The 18,199-nt window shown below is 70.8% G+C and carries 20 protein-coding genes and 1 pseudogene; 9 read left to right on the top strand and 12 right to left on the bottom strand.

Annotation, left to right across the window (positions count from 1 at the left end; genetic code table 11):
- Window positions 1-170 precede the first annotated feature (170 nt).
- On the top strand, window positions 171-1,364 hold the full coding sequence (locus tag ACFVYE_RS39495; protein WP_383965614.1) for an RtcB family protein: 1,194 nt from the start codon (window positions 171-173) through the stop codon (window positions 1,362-1,364).
- Window positions 1,365-1,519: 155 nt separating this feature from the next.
- Here ACFVYE_RS39495 and ACFVYE_RS39490 read toward each other — a convergent pair whose 3' ends face one another.
- Both ACFVYE_RS39490 and ACFVYE_RS39485 read right to left on the bottom strand, forming a co-directional pair.
- The gene (locus tag ACFVYE_RS39490; RefSeq protein WP_383965616.1) at window positions 1,520-2,278 is read right to left on the bottom strand and encodes an SDR family NAD(P)-dependent oxidoreductase; all 759 of its coding nucleotides are present in this window, start codon (window positions 2,276-2,278) and stop codon (window positions 1,520-1,522) included.
- Window positions 2,279-2,332: 54 nt separating this feature from the next.
- On the bottom strand, window positions 2,333-2,668 hold the full coding sequence (locus ACFVYE_RS39485) for a YnfA family protein (protein WP_093898485.1): 336 nt from the start codon (window positions 2,666-2,668) through the stop codon (window positions 2,333-2,335).
- A gap of 116 nt (window positions 2,669-2,784) precedes the next feature.
- Here ACFVYE_RS39485 and ACFVYE_RS39480 point away from each other — a divergent pair.
- A pseudogene (locus ACFVYE_RS39480) lies at window positions 2,785-2,901 on the top strand (TetR/AcrR family transcriptional regulator); the annotation flags it as partial.
- 41 nt (window positions 2,902-2,942) lie between these two features.
- Window positions 2,943-3,449, top strand: coding sequence for a MarR family winged helix-turn-helix transcriptional regulator (locus tag ACFVYE_RS39475; protein ID WP_383965619.1), 507 nt, complete (start codon window positions 2,943-2,945; stop codon window positions 3,447-3,449).
- Here the strand turns inward: ACFVYE_RS39475 and ACFVYE_RS39470 are convergent.
- The 3 genes from ACFVYE_RS39470 to ACFVYE_RS39460 form a co-directional block, all read right to left on the bottom strand.
- A complete protein-coding gene (locus ACFVYE_RS39470) occupies window positions 3,423-4,217 on the bottom strand; it encodes a Mut7-C RNAse domain-containing protein (RefSeq protein ID WP_383965621.1) in 795 nt (264 codons plus the stop codon). The two genes, ACFVYE_RS39475 and ACFVYE_RS39470, sit on opposite strands and share 27 nt — an antisense overlap.
- A gap of 69 nt (window positions 4,218-4,286) precedes the next feature.
- A complete protein-coding gene (locus ACFVYE_RS39465; protein ID WP_383965624.1) occupies window positions 4,287-5,129 on the bottom strand; it encodes an SDR family oxidoreductase in 843 nt (280 codons plus the stop codon).
- A gap of 136 nt (window positions 5,130-5,265) precedes the next feature.
- On the bottom strand, window positions 5,266-6,042 hold the full coding sequence (locus ACFVYE_RS39460) for a phosphodiesterase (RefSeq protein WP_383965627.1): 777 nt from the start codon (window positions 6,040-6,042) through the stop codon (window positions 5,266-5,268).
- A gap of 149 nt (window positions 6,043-6,191) precedes the next feature.
- Here ACFVYE_RS39460 and ACFVYE_RS39455 point away from each other — a divergent pair, with 149 nt between their 5' ends.
- The gene (locus tag ACFVYE_RS39455; RefSeq protein WP_389608589.1) at window positions 6,192-6,629 is read left to right on the top strand and encodes a GNAT family N-acetyltransferase; all 438 of its coding nucleotides are present in this window, start codon (window positions 6,192-6,194) and stop codon (window positions 6,627-6,629) included.
- Window positions 6,630-6,662: 33 nt separating this feature from the next.
- On the opposite strand, the gene ACFVYE_RS39450 is transcribed toward ACFVYE_RS39455, so the two are convergent.
- Window positions 6,663-7,208, bottom strand: a complete 546-nt coding sequence (locus ACFVYE_RS39450; protein ID WP_383965633.1) for a GNAT family N-acetyltransferase — start codon at window positions 7,206-7,208, stop codon at window positions 6,663-6,665.
- A 71-nt stretch (window positions 7,209-7,279) separates the two neighbouring features.
- Complete coding sequence (locus ACFVYE_RS39445; protein ID WP_383965636.1) at window positions 7,280-8,092, bottom strand: DUF6597 domain-containing transcriptional factor; 813 nt, start codon at window positions 8,090-8,092, stop codon at window positions 7,280-7,282.
- An 88-nt stretch (window positions 8,093-8,180) separates the two neighbouring features.
- Here ACFVYE_RS39445 and ACFVYE_RS39440 point away from each other — a divergent pair, with 88 nt between their 5' ends.
- Complete coding sequence (locus tag ACFVYE_RS39440) at window positions 8,181-8,753, top strand: TIGR03086 family metal-binding protein (RefSeq protein WP_383965639.1); 573 nt, start codon at window positions 8,181-8,183, stop codon at window positions 8,751-8,753.
- Here ACFVYE_RS39440 and ACFVYE_RS39435 read toward each other — a convergent pair.
- From ACFVYE_RS39435 to ACFVYE_RS39420, 4 genes are all read right to left on the bottom strand, one after another.
- The gene (locus tag ACFVYE_RS39435) at window positions 8,686-9,003 is read right to left on the bottom strand and encodes a hypothetical protein (protein ID WP_383965640.1); all 318 of its coding nucleotides are present in this window, start codon (window positions 9,001-9,003) and stop codon (window positions 8,686-8,688) included. The genes ACFVYE_RS39440 and ACFVYE_RS39435 overlap by 68 nt on opposite strands.
- A gap of 146 nt (window positions 9,004-9,149) precedes the next feature.
- A complete protein-coding gene (locus tag ACFVYE_RS39430; RefSeq protein WP_389608588.1) occupies window positions 9,150-10,310 on the bottom strand; it encodes a hypothetical protein in 1,161 nt (386 codons plus the stop codon).
- A gap of 203 nt (window positions 10,311-10,513) precedes the next feature.
- Complete coding sequence (locus ACFVYE_RS39425) at window positions 10,514-11,437, bottom strand: universal stress protein (protein ID WP_389608587.1); 924 nt, start codon at window positions 11,435-11,437, stop codon at window positions 10,514-10,516.
- A gap of 320 nt (window positions 11,438-11,757) precedes the next feature.
- Window positions 11,758-12,219 carry a Crp/Fnr family transcriptional regulator gene (locus tag ACFVYE_RS39420; protein WP_383965652.1) on the bottom strand — a complete coding sequence of 154 codons (462 nt, stop codon included), beginning with the start codon at window positions 12,217-12,219 and terminating at the stop codon, window positions 11,758-11,760.
- A gap of 200 nt (window positions 12,220-12,419) precedes the next feature.
- Here ACFVYE_RS39420 and ACFVYE_RS39415 point away from each other — a divergent pair, with 200 nt between their 5' ends.
- The 3 genes from ACFVYE_RS39415 to ACFVYE_RS39405 are packed head-to-tail and all read left to right on the top strand — an operon-like array spanning window position 12,420 to window position 16,608.
- Window positions 12,420-13,181: an HAD family hydrolase gene (locus ACFVYE_RS39415; protein ID WP_389608586.1), complete on the top strand. Its 762-nt coding sequence runs from the start codon at window positions 12,420-12,422 to the stop codon at window positions 13,179-13,181.
- Window positions 13,181-15,706 carry a glycoside hydrolase family 65 protein gene (locus ACFVYE_RS39410; RefSeq protein ID WP_389608585.1) on the top strand — a complete coding sequence of 842 codons (2,526 nt, stop codon included), beginning with the start codon at window positions 13,181-13,183 and terminating at the stop codon, window positions 15,704-15,706. The genes ACFVYE_RS39415 and ACFVYE_RS39410 overlap by 1 nt, the downstream gene beginning before the upstream one ends.
- Window positions 15,707-15,717: 11 nt before the next feature.
- Window positions 15,718-16,608, top strand: coding sequence for a universal stress protein (locus ACFVYE_RS39405; RefSeq protein ID WP_389608584.1), 891 nt, complete (start codon window positions 15,718-15,720; stop codon window positions 16,606-16,608).
- 117 nt (window positions 16,609-16,725) lie between these two features.
- Here the strand turns inward: ACFVYE_RS39405 and ACFVYE_RS39400 are convergent, their stop codons facing one another.
- Window positions 16,726-17,379, bottom strand: coding sequence for a TetR/AcrR family transcriptional regulator (locus ACFVYE_RS39400; RefSeq protein ID WP_389608583.1), 654 nt, complete (start codon window positions 17,377-17,379; stop codon window positions 16,726-16,728).
- A gap of 114 nt (window positions 17,380-17,493) precedes the next feature.
- Between ACFVYE_RS39400 and ACFVYE_RS39395 the strand changes: the two genes are divergently transcribed.
- Window positions 17,494-18,054: an NAD(P)H-dependent oxidoreductase gene (locus ACFVYE_RS39395; protein WP_383965666.1), complete on the top strand. Its 561-nt coding sequence runs from the start codon at window positions 17,494-17,496 to the stop codon at window positions 18,052-18,054.
- The last annotated feature ends 145 nt before the right edge of the window (window positions 18,055-18,199 follow it).

Raw genomic sequence — 18,199 nt, 5'->3', positions numbered from 1 at the left:
TCGTCGCACGGTCCTGGGCTCCCTTCGTGCGAAAAACGGTTGCCGCTCGATGGCGACCGGTGGACACAATGTGTATCGCACGCGCCGCTGTGAATGCCGGTCGACCGACTCATTTGCCGACCTTGGCACCGGTTTTGCGCTTTAAGACTTTTCGGGGGAATCGAGGAACTATGTCGTATGTAGAGGTGCCGGGCGCGAAGGTCCCCATCCGCATGTGGGCCGACCCGGCCTCGGTCGAGGACGTCGCGATGCAGCAGCTGCGCAACGTGGCCACCCTGCCCTGGATCAAGGGGCTCGCCGTCATGCCGGACGTCCACTTCGGCAAGGGGGCGACGGTCGGTTCGGTGATCGCGATGCACGGTGCGGTCTGTCCGGCGGCGGTCGGTGTGGACATCGGCTGCGGAATGTCCGCGGTGAAGACCTCTCTGACGGCCAATGACCTGCCGGGCGACCTGTCCCGGCTGCGGTCGAAGATCGAGCAGGCGATTCCGGTGGGCCGCGGCATGCATGACGAGTCCGTGGAGCCGGACCAGCTGTACGGCTTCCGGGCGCCGGGCTGGGACGACTTCTGGGGGCGGTTCGACGGGGTTGCCGATGCGGTCAAGTTCCGTCAGGAACGTGCCACGAAGCAGATGGGGACGCTCGGATCGGGCAACCACTTCATCGAGTTCTGCCTCGACGAGTCGGGTTCGGTCTGGCTGATGCTGCACTCCGGATCGCGGAACATCGGCAAGGAACTGGCCGACTTCCACATCGGGCAGGCGCAGAAGCTGCCGCACAACCAGGACCTGATCGACCGCGACCTGGCCGTATTCATCGCCGGTACCCCGCAGATGGCGGCGTACCGGAACGACTTGTTCTGGGCGCAGGAGTACGCGAAGCACAACCGCGCCATCATGATGGCGCTCTTCCAGAACGTGGTCCGCAAGGAGTTCAAGAAGGCCAAGGTCACCTTCGAGCCGGTCATCTCCTGCCACCACAACTATGTGGCGGAGGAGCGGTACGAGGGCATGGACCTGCTGGTCACGCGGAAGGGGGCGATCCGTGCGGGTTCCGGGGACTTCGGGATCATCCCGGGCTCGATGGGCACCGGCTCGTACATCGTGAAGGGCCTCGGGAACGAGAAGTCCTTCAACTCGGCCTCGCACGGCGCCGGCCGGAAGATGAGCCGGAACGCTGCGAAGCGGCGCTTCTCGACGCGTGACCTGGAGGATCAGACACGGGGCGTGGAGTGCCGCAAGGACTCCGGCGTCGTGGATGAGATTCCGGCCGCGTACAAGCCGATCGAGCAGGTCATCGAGCAGCAGCGGGACCTGGTGGAGGTCGTCGCCAAGCTCAAGCAGGTTGTGTGTGTGAAGGGTTGAGGCCTTTTGCGCGCGACTGAACGGAGGGCCTTCGGGCGGAAGGACCTCTGAACGGAGGAGCCCCGGACGCGGGTGGTGTGTCCGGGGCTTCTTCCGGTCTCCGGGCTCTTTCGGGCCTTCGCCGGGCTCGGGCGGTGCGGGCCGGGTGGTGCGGGTCAGGTGGTGCGGTGGACCTTGGCGTTGGAGGCCTGGGCGCGGGGGCGGACCACCAGGAGGTCGATGTTGACGTGGCTGGGGCGGGTGACGGCCCAGGTGATGGTGTCGGCCACGTCGTCGGCGCTGAGGGGGGCCTCGACGCCCGCGTACACCTTTGCCGCCTTCTCGGTGTCACCGCGGAAGCGGGTCGTGGCGAACTCCTCCGTCTTGACCATGCCGGGGGCGACCTCGATGACGCGGACCGGGGTGCCGACGATCTCCAGGCGGAGGGTTTCGGCCAGGACGTGTTCGCCGTGCTTGGCCGCCACGTAGCCGCCGCCGCCCTCATAGGTGGCGAGGCCCGCGGTGGAGGAGAGGATCACGACCGTGCCGTCCCCGCTCTCGGTGAGGGCGGGGAGCAGGGCCTGGGTGACGTTGAGCGTGCCGATGACGTTCGTCTCGTACATCTGGCGCCAGTCGCCGGGATCGCCGGTGGCGACGGGGTCGGCGCCGAGTGCGCCGCCGGCGTTGTTGACGAGGACGGCGAGGGTGCGGAACGCCGTGGCGAACTCGTCCACCGCATTGCGGTCGGTGACATCGAGGGCGTAGGCCGTTGCCTGGTGGCCCGCCTCATTGATCTCGGCGGCGAGCGCCTCGATGCGGTCCTTGCGGCGGGCGGTCAGGACTACGCGGTAGCCGGCGGCGGCCAGCTGTCGGGCGGTCGCGGCGCCGATGCCGCTGCTCGCTCCGGTGATGACGGCGATCGGGATGGCGGCCATGACGGGCTCCTCGGGCAGCTGATCGGTACGGGGCCAGGATAGGCAGGTGCGCGGTCAGTGGTTGCGCGGGGCGTACATGATCACGGCCATGCCGGCCAGACAGATCAGCGCGCCGATCACGTCCCAGCGGTCGGGGCGGTAGCCGTCGGCGACCATGCCCCAGGCGATCGAGCCCGCGACGAAGACACCGCCGTACGCGGCGAGGATGCGGCCGAACTCGCCGTCCGGCTGGAGCGTGGCGACGAAACCGTAGGCACCCAGCGCGATGACGCCCGCGCCGATCCAGATCCAGCCCCGGTGCTCACGCAAGCCCTGCCAGACGAGCCAGGCGCCGCCGATCTCGAAGAGTGCGGCGATGACGAACAGAGCGACAGAGCGGGCGACGACCATGGAATCAGCGTGTCATGGGCGGCGAGGGGGAGGGCACGCCGAACCGGTGGGTAGATATGGGCAATTCGGGGCGATCTACATCTTCGGGGCATGGAATGACACGTAGAGCTGCGCCTGTGGTGCTCGCGCGCTACGTCCTGCGGATCGCGCCCGCCGTCTCGATGTCGCGCGAAGAGGTGGTCGCCTGGCTCGCGCCCACCGTTCAGCGCCATCTGACCGCCGAGCGGCCGTAGCGCAGCCGCGAGGGGCATTATCTGCTTCGTACACTCTCTGCATGCCGCAGAAGTCCCGGGCCCGCCGCAGTGCGCTGATGGCCGAGCTGACCGTCGAGTCGCGCCGCTACATGGCCGCGTACGCCCTCTTCAACCAGGCCGTCGCGGACCATCTGCGGCTCCATCCGACCGATCTGCAGTGCCTCAATCTGCTCAGTCTGGAGACGGTGCCGGTCACCACGGGCCGCATCGCGGAGCTGACCGGGCTCACCACGGGGTCGGCGACCCGGCTGGTCGACCGGCTGGAGCGGGGCGGCTATGTGACGCGGAGGCGTGACACGGCCGACCGGCGGCGGGTGCTCGTCACGACCGTCCCGGAGCGGATGGCGGAGATCGGTGCGGTGTGGGAGCGGCTGAACGGTGCATGGGCGGCGATGTTCGAGGCGTACGACGATGACGAAGTGGCTCTGCTCATCGCCCATATGCGGCGGACGGTCGAGCTGAGTGCACTGCAGGTCACGGCGTTGCGGGAGGGTGACCCGTCAGTCGCCGGCCCCGGACGGGCTTGACGGCGCCCGGTCGTGGCCGTTCTCCCCGGTGCCGTCCGGGGGAGTGGGCGCGAAGTCGTGGAGCGCCTTCGTGACGATCGCGTCCAGGCGGGAGTGGTGGGCACCCCGCCAGTAGACGCGGTCGCACTCCGTGCACTGCGCGAAGACGTCGTACGAGCGCCGGGTGCCGTGCTCCAGATGGTCGCTGACGGAGTCCTTGTCGGCCGCCTTCAGCGGGCCGTTGCAGGCGGTGCATCTGGTCCAGGGGGCCAGACGCGGTGTGAACCGCTCCAACACGTCCCGTAGCTGGTCATCCGGCCGGTCGCTGTAGATGTACGCCCCGGCCCAGATCTCCCGCCGGTGCAGAAGCCCGCGGTCCCGGGAGAGCAGTACGCGGCGTTCGTCCGCCGACCGGGTGGCCAGCGCGGCATCACCGATGTCCTCGCTCTCGTACGCCGCATCGACACCCAGCAGCCGAAGCCGCCGGGCGAGCGTGCCGAGGTGGACGTCGAGCAGGAACCGCAGGGGTGCGCCCGGGACGCGCTGGGGGCGCTCCACGGCGCGTACCTCGACCAGCTCGCCCGCCCCCGGGATGTGTGAGACGGGTACGGGGCGGCCGTCGACCAGGAGCTGTCCGGCCTCGGTGAGCGGGATGCCGAGCGACTCCACGACATGGCCGAGGGTGGAGGAGCCGTCGGTGGTCACGGCAGAGCGTCCCCTGCGGCGTTCATGGGCGACGAAGAGCCGCAGTTCGGGGTCGACTTCGAGGTGGATCTCCGGTCCGTTCACCTCGTCAGGATGTCACCGCGCGGGGTGCGTCAGCCAGGGGTTTCGGCGCCGGGGCGCAGGGCTCAGGGTTCAGGGGCGGAAGGCTGCCGCGTGTTCCTCGGCCCAGGAGGCGAAGGTGCGGGCCGGGTGGCCGGTCAGCCTCTCCGTGTCGCCGGTCACCTCGGCCGGTGAGCCGTCCGCGGCGGCCGAGTAGGCGAGCAGCGCGTCGGCGATCGGCTCGGGAACGAAGGGGGCCACGGATTCCTTCCATGCCTCCCCGGTCACGGTGTTGACGGTGATGGGGCGCCCGGCCGCCGCCGCCAGCAGGCCGGCCTGTTCGGCGGCGGTGAGAGATTCGGGGCCGGTCAGGTGGTATGCCGCGCCCTGCAGCCGAGGGTCGGTGAGAACGGCGAGGGCGGCCTCGGCGATGTCCGTCCCATGGATCGGGCTGGTGTGGCTGCGGGGGTGGGGGAGGTCGACGGAGCCGTGGGTCCGTACCGACTCCGCCCACTGGTACGCGTTGCTCGCGAAGGCGCCGGGGCGGAGCAGCGTCGTGGTGAGGGACGAGGCCGTCAGGGCCTGTTCCACCGCGTGGTGGGAGGCGGCGATCGGGTTGCCGTGGACGTCCGGGCCGAGGACCGAGCTGGAGGACAGCAGCACGATGTGGCCGACCCCGGCGGTCTCGGCCGCGGAGAGGAAGGCTTCGATGCCGGACACCTCGGCGTAGAGGAAGACGGAGTCGACCCCGTCGAGAGCGGTCGCGAAGGTGGCGGGATCGCCGAGATCGCAGGCCACGACCGGTACGCCGGCGGGCAGGGTGGTGAGCGCCTCGGGGTTGCGTGAGGCGGCACGTACGGCGTGGCCGTCGCGGTGCAGGAGTGAGACGAGCGTGGCGCCGATACGGCCTCGGCATCCGGTGACGAGAGTGAGCATGGGGTGGGTCTCCTCTGATCATTTTTTATCTGTGATGCGCATAAGCTGCGTGACACAGATAAATATCCTGGAGGCGGGCCCGCCCGTCAAACGGTTTCGGGTGGACCCGGGGGCAGGGCTCCGGAGGGCGGGGCGGCTACGGCACGACGCGGTAGTGCGTGGTGATGCGCCCGCCCGCGCCCCTGTCGCCCTCGTCCAGGACATGGAAGGCGACCCCGGGCGGCGCCACCAGGTCGGTCAGTCCCTCGCCGCCCTCCCAGGGCAGGCGCAGCGTCGACACGACTCCGGGCGCCACGAGCAGGGGCCGTCCGGCGAAGGTCGCCGCCATCGCGGTGTGTGCGTGTCCGGTCAGGATCGCCGGGACGTTGTCGATGGGGCGCTCGGCGAGGAGTTCGGCGAACCGGGCGGCATCGGTCAGGTTGGTCGAGTCCAGATACGGGTGGTGGACGGCGGCCGGGGGGTGGTGGAAGGCGGGGATCGCCGGGGTGTCGCCGAGGTCGTCGAGTGTGCGGGCCAGCCAGTCCAGGGTCTCGTCGTCGAACCGGCCCGGATCCTCGCCGGGGATGGTCGAGTCGCAGAGAAGCAGGGCGTAACCGGCCACGTGGTGCAGCCGGTTGACGGGGGCGGTCGGGCGTGCCCCGTCGTCCGGTTCGCCGGCCAGCAGGACCTTGCGGTAGGCGCTCCGGTCGTCGTGGTTGCCGGGGCACGGGAAAGCGGGTGCGGTGAGTTCGGCCAGCAACCGGGCCGCCTCCGCGTACTCCTCGGGAGCGCCGTGGTCCGCGATGTCGCCGGTGACCAGGACCGCATCCGGCTGTCGGGTCAGGGAGTTGAGATACGCCACAACCCGGGTGGCCCTGTCCGTGGCCCGGTCGGTGCCGTCGAGATGCAGATCGCTGATGTGTGCCAGCAGCATCGGGTCGTCCCCCGTCAGTAGATGAAGTCGATCTAATGGTTAATGCGTTCCTTGCCATTAGACCGATGGGTGGGGTGTCCGCGCAAGACCCGGGCGGACCCGGGAGGAAGCGGATGGGCCCGGGCGGCCCCGGCGCCTACAGTTCCCGCATGAAGATCCTCGACCTCGAACCCGGCGATGCCCGACTGGCCGCAGACCTGCTTCCCGTCCTGCGCGAACTCCGCCCGCACCTCACCGAGGACCTCTTCCGGGAGGTGTACGAGAAGGGGCACGCACAGGGGCTGCGGTTCACCGCCGCCTACGACGACGAGGGTGCCTGCGTGGGCGCGGCCGGCTGGCGCATCGTGGACAACACCAGCCAGATCCGGAAGCTGTACGTGGACGACCTGGTCACCGCCGAAGGCGCCCGTTCCACCGGCGTCGGCCGTCGGCTCCTCGGGCATCTCGAAGGGCGGGCCAGGGAGGCAGGCTGCCTGCACCTCAACCTGGACTCGGGCACGCAGCGCACCGACGCCCACCGCTTCTATCTGCGGGAGCGGCTGAGCATCGTCGCGTTCAACTTCGACAAGGTCCTTGATCTGGACTGAGCTCAAGGCCCGGGGCGCGGCGTGGGCCTGGGTTCAGCGTCCCGCGCCCGGGGCGTCCGGGGTGAGGTCCAGCTGCCAGTCGTTCGTCAGCAGCACATTGCCGGGCGGGTACTCGAAGTCGCACTTGCCGATCAGGACGAAGCCGGCCTTGCGGCACACCGCGTTCGACGCGCCGTTGTCGACGGACGGATAGGCATGCAGATAGCGGTGCCTGTGCTCGGCGCGGGCCTGTTCGGCGACGGCCGTCGTGGCGGCTGTCGCGATGCCCAGGCCCTGGTATCCGGGGAGGACGGCCCACCCCGTCTCGTACACCTCCCGGCCCTGCCAGGTCCGCTCCCAGAAACCGATCGTGCCCACGGCCTCGCCCCCGTCGGCCAGGGCGATGCGGAACATCCTGCCTCCGCCCGTCCGGTCCGCGCTCATCGCCACGTAGCGCTCGTGACGCGTTATGAGCTGCTCCTCCGTCTCGGGGCCGCCCAGATGGTCCATCAGCTCCGGTGCGTTGGCACGGCGGAGCAGCTCCAGGTCGGCGTCCGACCAGGGCTCGATCCGTACGGATGATGAAGCGGTGCGTTCCATGCCGAAACTGTAGGACGCGGCACTGACAGCCGGATGGGGCTCGGGTGATTCAGAGGGAGTCCCTCCGGCAATCAGTGTGGGGCGAACGCCGTCGGCGGGACACCGACCGTGGCCGTGAAGTCTCTGATCAGGTGGGCCTGGTCGCTGTAACCGAGCTCCGCGGCGAGTGCCGCCCAGTCCACCTCCGGGTCCGACTCGGCCCGCTCCAGCGCCTCGTGGATGCGGTAGCGGAGGATGACCCACTTGGGGCCGACGCCGACGTACGCGGCGAAGAGCCGCTGGAGCGAGCGCGGCGACAGCCCTTCGATGCGGGCGAGCTCGTCGACGCGGCGCACCGTGCGGTCAGTACGTACCAGGTCGACCAGGGCCATCGCACGTTCGGCCTGCGGGTCCGGTTCCGGGCCGAGCGCCAGCAGATACGCGTCGAGTGCCGCCACCCGCGCGTCCTCGTCCACCGGGTCCAGCACGGCCGACGGCGAGGCGGGCGGGGCGAACACCTCGTCCGCGGGGAGCCGCCGCCCCGTCCACTCCGACACCGGCCGCCCCGGTGCGAACGGACGGAATCCGCCGGGCCGGAACTGCACCCCGCAGACCCGCCCCCGGCCCTCCAGCTTCTGCGTGAAGAGCTCCAGACCGATGCCCGAGACCTCCGCGAACCCGGCACCGTGGTCCTCGACGGTCCCGTACCGCTGGAAGACCAGATTCACGGACGGGTGCGGCACCAGGTGGGAGGCGTACGGCTTCGGCAGATCCCAGTCGATGAGCCAGTAGTGCTCCAGGTACGGCTGCAGTACGGGGGCGGGCTCGCGGCGGCGGAAACGTACCTGCGCGAAGAGTTCGGGGGCGTCGACGATGCCCCGGGTGTCGCGTCGCGGACCTGCCATGGCGGCGATCCTACGATGCGCGGAACTCCCTGGGGGCAGTGTCGCGTTTCTTCAAGCGCCGGTCGGCTCCGGCATGCAGGGTCGAAGCATGAAGAAGATCAGCGAGTTGCTGGAAGCGGCCGCCGGGCGGGCCGTCCCCGTGATGCACGGGATCGACGACAGCAGCCTGGGAGACCCCACGCCGTGCGCGGAGTACGACGTACGGGCCCTGGTCGGCCATCTCTTCCAAGTGGTCGTCAACTTCCAGGCCCTGGCGGCCAGGGAGCAGGCCGACTTCGGCGAGGTGCCGGACGCCGTCACGGGGGACTGGCGGGCCCGCTTCGGCGAGGAGACGGCCAGGCTGGTGGCGGCCTGGGCGGTGCCCGGCGCCGACGAGGGGACCGCGGGGTCCATGGGGCTCCCGGCCAGGACCGTCGGGAACATGGTGCTGGGCGATCTGACCGTTCATGCCTGGGATCTGGCCCGTGCCACCGGCCAGGAGTTCGTTCCGGACGAGTCCGTGCTGAGCGAGATCGGTCCCGGGCTGGCCGCGATGGCGCCGATGGCCCGGGAGGCGAAGGTGTTCGGCGAGCCCCATCCCGTACCGGTCGGGGCTAGCCCTTTCGAGCAGGTGCTGGCGCTGACCGGCCGGGATCCGGGCTGGCGGCCTCCCGGCGCGTGACGCCGGGGGCCGGAGGGGGTGTGTCCGGCGAACCCGCGCTGTCGTAGAGGCCGCCCAGTCTCGTGTGAGCGCCGTCGACGATGTCCTCGGCGTCCACCAGCATCGCGCGCTCGGCCAGCCGCGCCGCCTGATGCGTGTACGGGGACGGCGGCGCGGGGTGCCGGCGCCGCCACCAGCTCTCGCACGCCGCGTAGATACCTCCGGCGAAGACCAGCACGGGGATGGACAGGGCCAGCAGAGTGTCGCCCATGGCAGGCCTCCTCACGGCGCGGAACAACGCAGATGTCTTCTGCATCGGCAGGATCGGCAGGTCAGCTGAAGATCATTCTTCGGCCAATGTATGGCCGAATGCGGGTGATTGGGGGCGGGACCTCGGTCCGACGCCCCCGGCGCGGCCTACCGGCTCCACACATGTACGGCGTCGCCCGCCTCCGACACCGTGTACCAGGTGCCGTCGCCGAGGGCCGTGACTCCGCCCGATACCGGGAAGGGGTACGTGATCTGCGCCGCCACCCGCATCTGTGCAGCGTCCGTGCTCACCAGCCAGTGGCGCTCCTCGCCGTACTCCTCGTCCCTCTCCGACGTACCGGCGATGACGGTCTCCTCGTCGAGGAAGCCGCACTCGTAGTCCCAGAGCGTCTCGTCGGCGTCCTTGTCGTCGGGATCGGCCTCGGGGTGGCGTGGAATGGCGTTCTCGGTGTCGAGTTCGGTCAGTACGGAGCCGTCGCCGATCCGGTGCACGCCGAGTGTCTCCTCGTAATGAGTCACCGTCAGAAAGCGCTCGCCCGAAGGGCTCACCGCCATCAGGACCCGCTCGTCGTCGCAGAACCGCTCGACGGAGAGCTTCTCGCCGTCCCACCGGCCCCACAGCATCGGCACCCCGTCCTGGCCCTCGCCGACACTCAGCCCCATCCGGGAGGGGTCCGGGTGCGGGACATGATCCGAGCCCGCGGCGACGGTCTCCGCGTCCGCCCGGCCGAGCACCCGCCCGTCGGCGGCGTCGACGACCAGCCACTCGTCCAGCGCCTCCGGGTCGGGTCCGGCCGCCGCGACGGGGCCGCGGATGTGGGCCCACACCAGTGTCCCGTCCGCCGAGAAGACGGCCGAGCCACTGTCCGCGTACAGATGCGAACGACCGGTCGCGTACTCCTCGTACGTGGTGTGGAGCGTGCGGCAGCTGCCGTCCCAGCAGCCGTGCCGGACCTCCCAGCGCACCGCGCCCGTCGGGTCCACCGCGCGCAGCGCGTGCACTCCGGAGAAGACCGCGAGATCACCGCTCGGCGCCACCGTGCAGGTACCGAAGCGGCGGGGCCACGGCGCGGGGAAACGGATCGCCGGGGCGTCCTCGGTGTCCGGGTCGACGGCGACCAACTCGGTGTCGCTGCGCTGGAGGAGCAGACGCCGGCCGGGGGCGGGCCGCTCGTCGCCGGATGCGGGCCGCATGCCCTCCGGATGCGCGGGCCACCTCAGGAGGTGCGGGGCGTCCGCAGCGTCCTGCTTGCGATCCAGCGGTGCGGCGAGCGTGGTGACAAGACGTGCGGCGGCAGCCTTGGCCATGGGTCGGCCCTCCCCCTCGTACATGAGTACATCGACTCGTACATGAGTGCATCGGTACGAGGAGAACCGTACGGCCGGGGACCGACAGTCGCTCGCGCCCATGAGGTCGGTCGCGCCGTGCCGGCGTACGAGCCCTGGCCGGCTTCGGCGTACGTCCCTGACACCTGCCCCACGCCGAGCGCGGAAGAGCCGGGTACGGGCCCTCAGGCTCGGGACGAAAGGTACGCATCGGGGACGACTGCGACCGGGCAGGGCGCGTAGTGCAGCATCGCGTGGTTCACCGGGCCCAGATGGAATCCGTGCCATCCTCCGGTGCGCCGGGCGCCGACGACCAGCAGTTCGGCACCTGCGGCAGCTTCGATCAGTTCCTGGTGCGCCGGTCCCTGCACCACCGACCCGTGGACGGTGACGTCGGAGGAACCGGTCCGGTCCAGCGCGGCCAGTACCTCTTCGAGGTGTTCCTCGGCCTGTTGGTGGTGTGCGGAGGCCGGGGAGCCCGTGAGGAGCGGATGGCGCATGGCCTCGTGGGCGGGGGCGCGCCAGGCTCGTACGGCGATCAGCTCGCCGTGACGCGACGCCGCCTGGTCGAGTGCGAAGGCGGCGGCTGCCGAGGGGCCCGTGGCGCTGCCGATCCCGACGACGACGCGGCCGGGCTTCGGCGGGGTGCCCGGCGCCGTTGCCTGGACCACCACGACCGGGCAGTGGGACCGGCCGGCCAGCGCGAGGCTGACGGATCCCAGGAGCATCCCGGCGATCCGGCCCCGGCCTCGGGAGCCGAGGACGACGAGGGCTGCCTCGTGGCTCTCCCTGACGAGTGCGGCCACCGGGTCCTCGGGCTGCACGGAGGCCACCACGTGCACCTCGGGGTCGAGCCGTTGGGCGCGTTCCTGAGCGGCGGCGACGAGATGCTCGGCGAGGATCTGTTCGGTGGGACGCTCGGTGTCGTAGGCGGCGTGCGTGCCTTCGTAGCGCTCCCACAGCGACGCGTGGACGACGCGCAGGGGAAGCCCTGAGCGTGCCGCTTGCGCCGCTGCCCAGTCCAGGGCACGGAGACTGCCCTCGGATCCGTCCACTCCGACGACTACGGGGAGCCGCATCGCTCCCACCGCCTTCCGTGCTCGGTTCATCTCGCGCTGCTCGGGCGCATCTCCCGGCGCAGGCCCGGATGTCTCTACGGTTCGATCGTCAGTATCTGGTCCCAGGGGCGGCGTGGCGTGCGCGGTCCCATGGGCCCCTGTCCCAGGCGGACCAGTGCTGTGTCGTCGAGTGTCCGGCCGAGCATCGGAACTCCCATCGGAACTCCCGGAGATCCAGAACGGTCGATGGTCTCTTCAGCATGGAACAGATGCCGGCCGGGTGTTACGGGCTTTCGTTCCTCGGTCACGCCACGGAGGGGCCCGCGCCCGGAAGGTCCCGCACCCCGGAACGTCCCACGCCTCGGACCGTTTCAGTCCTCAAGGGACGCGCCGCGGGGACCGTACAGCTGCAGCAGCCTTTTCCGTGTTCCGTACAGGCGCTCCGCCACCGTCTCGGCGACGTACTTGTACACCGCCCGGCCCAGTGCCGCATCGTCCTCGCACAACGAGCGGACGGCAGCGGCATCGAATTCCACGGCCTGTCCCGCCCGGATCACGTGTGCGCCCATGTGCCAGATGTGCGGGGTGAACAGCCAGGACCAGCCCAGCAGATCGTCCTGGCCCAGCGTCTCGATGACCGCCGCACGACGGCCGGGCACATGGATGTCGACCTCGACCTGTCCGGAGCGGATGATCCAGAAGTGGTCGGCCCGTCTGCCTTCCTCGAAGAGGCGTTCGTCGAGGGCCAGAGGTACTTCGCGGGCCGCCTCGTCGAGCAGGCGTGTCCGGCCGTCGGGCGGGATCACGTCGAGCAGACTCCTGGTCGTTGACATGGAATCCTCCATCTGTGGCGGGTCCCTGGAGGGGCTGCGGCGGCGGCCGCGCGTGCCCGGGCGCGACTGCCTGTTGTGAACGATATGCGCGGTTTTGGGAGGATGCTCGGTCGCGATGCCGTACGGAGTCCACGACGCGCCCGTGCGCCGGAACCGTGGTGCCATGAAGAGGAGCCCCTGACGAAGGGACCGCCCCGGTCATGGCAGCCGCACCGTCCCTGGCACCGTGCCTGCGCTCCGTGCGGGCCGTGGTCTTCGACACCGACGGAGTGATCACCGACTCCGCCCGGAGACACGCCGCAGCCTGGAAGAAGGCGTTCGACGCCTGTCTGTCGGCCGTCGAGGGGCAGCGGCCGTTCGACGCCGCCGAGGACTATCTGCGCCACGTCGACGGCCGGTCGCGGAAGGACGGTGCGGCGGCCTTCCTGGCGTCGAGGGGACTGGATCTTCCCGAAGGCAGCCCCGACGACCCATCGGGAACCGCGACGGTATGGGCGATCGCCGCCCGCAAGGACGAGCTGTTCACGCAGAGCCTGCGCACCGATCCGGTCGGCGTCTGGCCCGGCACGGTCCGTCTTCTCGGCGTGCTGCGCGGCGAGCGGGTGCCCTGTGCCGCCGTCTCCGCGTCCCGGCACGCGACGGAACTGCTGGCGCGGGCCGGCCTCATCGACCGGTTCGACGCCGTGGTCGACGGAAACGAGGCGCGCCGGCTGCGGCTGCCCGGGAAACCGGACCCCTCGCTCTTCGTCGAAGCGGCGAGGCGTCTGCGGACCCCGGCCCGGGACACCGCCGTGGTGGAGGACGCGCTGGCCGGGGTCGAGGCCGGGCGCCGCGGCGGCTTCGGACTCGTGGTCGGCGTGGACCGTGCAGGCACCCCCGCCTCCGCCGCCGAGCTGCGCCGCCACGGTGCCGACATCGTGGTGTCCGATCCGGGAGACCTGCTGACGGCCGGGGACGACTGATGGCGCGGGCCTGGACCTGGTCGTACGAGGGGTACGACCCGCAGGAGGAACGGCTGCGCGAGGTGCTGTGCACGCTCGGCAACGGATACTTCGCCACCCGCGGAGCCGCGCCCGAGACGTCCGAGGGCCGGTCGCACTACCCCGGCACCTATGCGGCGGGCTGCTACAACCGGCTGACCTCCTTGGTCCGGGGCCGCCGGGTGGAGAACGAGGACCTGGTCAACCTGCCGAACTGGCTGCCGCTGCGCTACCGCATCCACCCCGCCGGTACCGCCCCGGGACCATGGCTCTCACCCGATCACGTGCACCTCGTGGAACACCGTCAGTCACTCGATCTGCGCGGGGGCACGCTGACCCGGCGATCCGTCTACGAGGACGGGACGGGCCGGCGGCTGCATGTGGAGCAGTGCCGCCTGGTGCACATGGGCGATCCGCATCTCGCCGCCCTGCACACGGTGTTCCGGGCGGAGGGATGGGCGGGCGCGATCGAGGTGGAGGCGGGGATCGACGGCGACATCCGCAACTCCGGCGTCGAGCGGTACCGGGATCTGTCGAACCGGCACCTGACCGGCTGGGTGACCGCGGCGGAGGAGGGCGGTGCGGTGTCGCTGAGGTGCCGCACGGTGGAGTCGGACATCGGTGTCGCGCTGGCGGCCCGCACACTGGCGGGGTGCGGCGGTGAAGGGAAGGAGCAGCGGGTCGGCCCGAGTTCCCGGCACACGGCGAAGGCGGTCTTCCAGCGGCTGATGCTCCCGCTGAGCCCGGACTCCGACGCCGTCGTCGACAAGACGGTGGCGCTGTACACCTCGCGCGACCCCGCGATCGGCAGCCCCCTGCGGGCAGCCGTGGCCGAGGTCCGAAGAGCCCCGGACTTCTCGCATCTGCTCTCCTCGCACCAGCGGGCCTGGGCCGATCTGTGGCAGCAGGTCCGGCTGGAGGTCCCGGGCGAAGCGGGCCGCATTCTCCGGCTGCACCTCTTCCACGTACTGCAGACGCTCTCCCCGCACACCGCAGGACTCGATGTGGGAGTACCGGCGAGAGGACTGCACGGTGAGGCGTACCGGGGCCATGTCTTCTGGGACGAGCTGTTCGTACTGCCGTTCCTGAATCTGCATCTCCCGGAAGTCTCCCGAGGACTTCTCGACTACCGCCACAGGCGGCTGCCCGCAGCCTGCCGAGCGGCGAGCGAGGCGGGCAGGGCCGGGGCGATGTACCCCTGGCAGAGTGCCGACAACGGACGTGAGGAGACCCAGGAACTCCATCTCAACCCGCGCTCGGGGCGCTGGCTGCCCGACCGCTCCCGGCTGCAGCACCATGTCGGCTCGGCCGTCGCGTACAACGTCTGGCAGTACTGCCAGGCCACCGGGGACACGGAGTACCTGCACTCCAAGGGTGCGGAAATGCTGCTGCAGATCGCCAGGTTCTGGGCGGACAGCGCTGAATGGGACGCGTCCCTGGCCCGGTATCGCATCCGCGGTGTCGTCGGGCCGGACGAGTACCACGACGCCTATCCGGGAACCGAGGCGGCAGGCCTCGACGACAACGCGTACACGAACGTGACAGCGGCCTGGGTTCTGTCACGTTCGACGGAGCTGTACCGCGCCCTGTCCGAGACACGACGCCGGCAGCTCCTCGACCGGATCCGGCTCGATCCCGATGAACCGGAACGCTGGGAGGACATCTCCCACCGGCTGCATGTGCCGTATCACCGGGGTGTCATCAGCCAGTTCGCCGGTTACGGGGAGCTGGCCGAGCTCGACTGGGAGGGGTACCGGAGGCGGTACGGGGACATCCGGCGGCTGGACCGGATCCTGGAGGCGGAGGGCGACACCGTCAACCGCTACCAGGCGTCCAAACAGGCCGATGTGCTGATGCTCGGCTACCTCTTCTCGCCGGAGGAACTCGCCGGCCTCTTCCGGCAGCTCGGGCATGTGCTGGACGAACACACCTGGCGCGCCACCGTCGACTACTACCTCGCCCGTACGAGCCACGGCTCCACACTCAGCTCCCTGGTCCATGCCTGGGTGCTGGCCCGCGTACGCCGCGAGGCGGCGTGGAAGTACTGCGAGGAGGCGCTGACCGGGGACGTGGCCGACATCCAGGGCGGCACCACCGAGGAAGGCATCCATCTGGGGGCGATGGCGGGCACGCTCGACTTCGTGCAGCGCGGGATGACGGGGCTGGAGACCCGCGACGACGCACTGTGGCTCGCGCCGGCCACGCTGCCACAGCTCTCGAAACTCGGGGTACGCATCAGATTCCGCCGGCACTGGGACGTGGACCTGCGCATCCGTGCCCAGCGCCTACGGATCGCCGTACCGGACTCGCGCCACCCGGCCGTCCGGGTCGTCCTGGGAGGCCACACCCATGTGATCACACCCGGTACGGCCCGATGGCTCGATCTGCCCCCGCCCGGCCCCGAAAGCCCTGCCCCGCCCGGCCACGGAAGCCCTCCCTCGCCCGGCCGAGGAACAGGGGGGATCGTGGAGGAAGAAGGCGGAACGTCTCTCACCGGAGGTGCATGATGCCCCGCCCCGTGACCGTCGGCCTGAACGGTTCGCCCGCAAGCCTGGCTGCGGCGGACTGGGGCGCCCGTGAGGCGTCGCTCAGAGATCTGCCGCTGCGACTCGTCAGCGTGTGGGAGTGGCAGCCGTTCTCGTACGCTCCCCTGGCCGGAACCGAGAGGCCCGAGCAGTGGTCCCAGCGTCTGCCGGAGGAGACCGCCACGGAGCTGCGACGCCGCTTCCCCGGACTCGACATCACCACGGACCGGCTCACGGGCCCGCCGCCCGAGATGCTGTGCCGGGCCGCGAAGGAGAGCGAACTGCTGGCCCTCGGGTCCGCGGGGCTCGGCCCGGTCGCCGGATTCCTGATGGGGTCCGTCGCGATGGCCACGATCGCGCACACCGAGCGGCCCGTCGTCCTCGTCCGCGCCGACGAGCAGGCCGACGACGCCTCGGCCCCGGCCGGGAGCGGGGAAACGCGGCCGGATGCGGACGGCCGCGCCGTGGTGCTCGGCATCGACCTGAGCAGTCCCAGCGACGAGGTGATCGGGTTCGGCTTCGAAGCCGCTGCTGCCAGGTCGGCCACGCTGCGGGTGATCAACGGCTGGAACCCGCCGCCCCATGTCATGCATGGCATCGGCGGTGACCCGCACTGGCGGGCCGAGGCGACCGCCCGGGCCGCGGAGACGATGCGGTCCGTGCTGGCACCGTGGTGCGAGCGCCACCCGGCCGTCGCCGTGGTCGAGGAACCCGGGATCGGGCGGCCCGCCCGTCTTCTGTCGGAGGCCGGAGCCGAGGCCGGACTCGTGGTCATCGGCCGCCGGGCGAACCCGCGCCGGCCCGGACCACCCCGCATCGGGCATGTGGCCCACGCCGTCCTGCACCACTGTCCGGCGCCGGTGGCAGTTGTGCCGTCGGCGTGACGGGCCGGCCCCGAACCCGGCATCGGAACCGGCCGACCGGCACGCGCCGGGCAGGAATGGCACCCCCCGGCTTCGGCCGCCGGCGGCCTTGACGCACTCCCTCGCCGCGCCCGTCGACTACCTGGTCGCGCCGAGTCGCGTGACCAGGTGGTGCCAGCCTTCCTCCAGGCGTTCCAGCGGAATGCCGCGCTCCTCGGTGAGGTGGTGGACCAGGGCGGTGTCGATGGATCCGAGCAGGGTGTGTGCGAGCAGTTCCGGGTCGCCGGCCACGTCCGCCCGACACAGCAGCATCGTGATGTGGCTGAGCCGCAGATGGTGGGCCGGGACGGTGTAGTTGCGCAGCGGGTCCGTCCGGCTGGCCAGGATCAGGGAGTGGTGGTCGCGCTCGTGGCGCAGGACGGCGGGCCCGAAGGCATGCAGACGCTCCGCCGCGGGGGCGTCGGGGCCCAGGGGCGGCGGACCCGAGAGGAAGGCGGCCTGGAGCTGCTCCTCCCGATGGTCCAGGAGCGCGAGCAGGAGTCCGGCTCGGTCGCCGAAGCGCCGGAAGACGGTGCCTTTGCCCACCCCTGCGGCGGCGGCCACCGATTCCATGGTCAGGTTCGCTGCTCCGCACTCGGTCAGAAGCCGGGAAGCGGCGTCCAGCAGGCGCGTGCGATTGCGTGCCGCGTCCGCCCGTAGTTGCGGCGGCTCACCCGTCGGGGCGAGCGGGAGACTTGTCCGCGCCTCGCCGGGGTCGGGCGGCCTGAGCGGCGGGGGAACGTGACCGGTCATGGGCTCAGAGTAGCGCCCGGAAGATATAAGTGGACCGCAGTCCGCTTAAGTGGTACAACTTTCAACGGACCACGGTCCGCTTGTTCCGCAGATTCCGCCTTCCGGGAGTTCTCCATGTCTGTACGCATCCTCGCGCTCGTCGGCAGCCTCCGCGCCGGCTCGCACAACCGTCAGCTCGCCGAAGCCGCCGTCAAGCACGCCCCCGCGGGTGTCGACATCGAGCTGTACGAGGGCCTGGCCGACGTGCCCTTCTACAACGAGGACATCGACGTCGAGGGAAGCGTCCCGGCCGCTGCCGCCCGGCTGCGCGAGGCGGCGGGCCAGGCCGACGCGTTCCTGCTGTTCTCGCCCGAGTACAACGGCACCATGCCGGCCGTCCTGAAGAACGTCATCGACTGGCTGTCCCGCCCGTACGGTGCCGGCGCCATCTCCGGCAAGCCGGTCGCCGTGGTCGGCACCGCCTTCGGTCAGTACGGTGGCGTCTGGGCGCAGGACGACGCCCGCAAGTCCGCCGGGATCGCGGGCGGTGTGGTCCTGGAGGACGTCAAGCTGTCCATCCCGGGCTCCGTGACGCGCTTCGCCGACACCCACCCCGCCGACGACGCCGAGGTCGTCACCGCGCTCACCGAGGTCATCCAGCAGGTGACCTCGCAGGCCACTTCCGCGGCTGCCTGACCCCCTCGCGTGCGCCTCGTCGAGGCGCCGACGAAGGCCGGCCGCGCCGGTCGGGGCGCCACCGTCACCGCCGTGCGGACCGACGCCGAGGCGGAAGACATGGACTTCCCCGGCTCACCGAAGGGCCGTCGCAACACTTGCGTGT

The organism is Streptomyces sp. NPDC058239 (assembly GCF_042882185.1).
Taxonomy (GTDB): Bacteria; Actinomycetota; Actinomycetes; order Streptomycetales; family Streptomycetaceae; genus Streptomyces.
The sequence above is the reverse complement of the archived record's forward strand: the minus strand, read 5'-3'. Positions and strand labels throughout refer to the sequence as shown.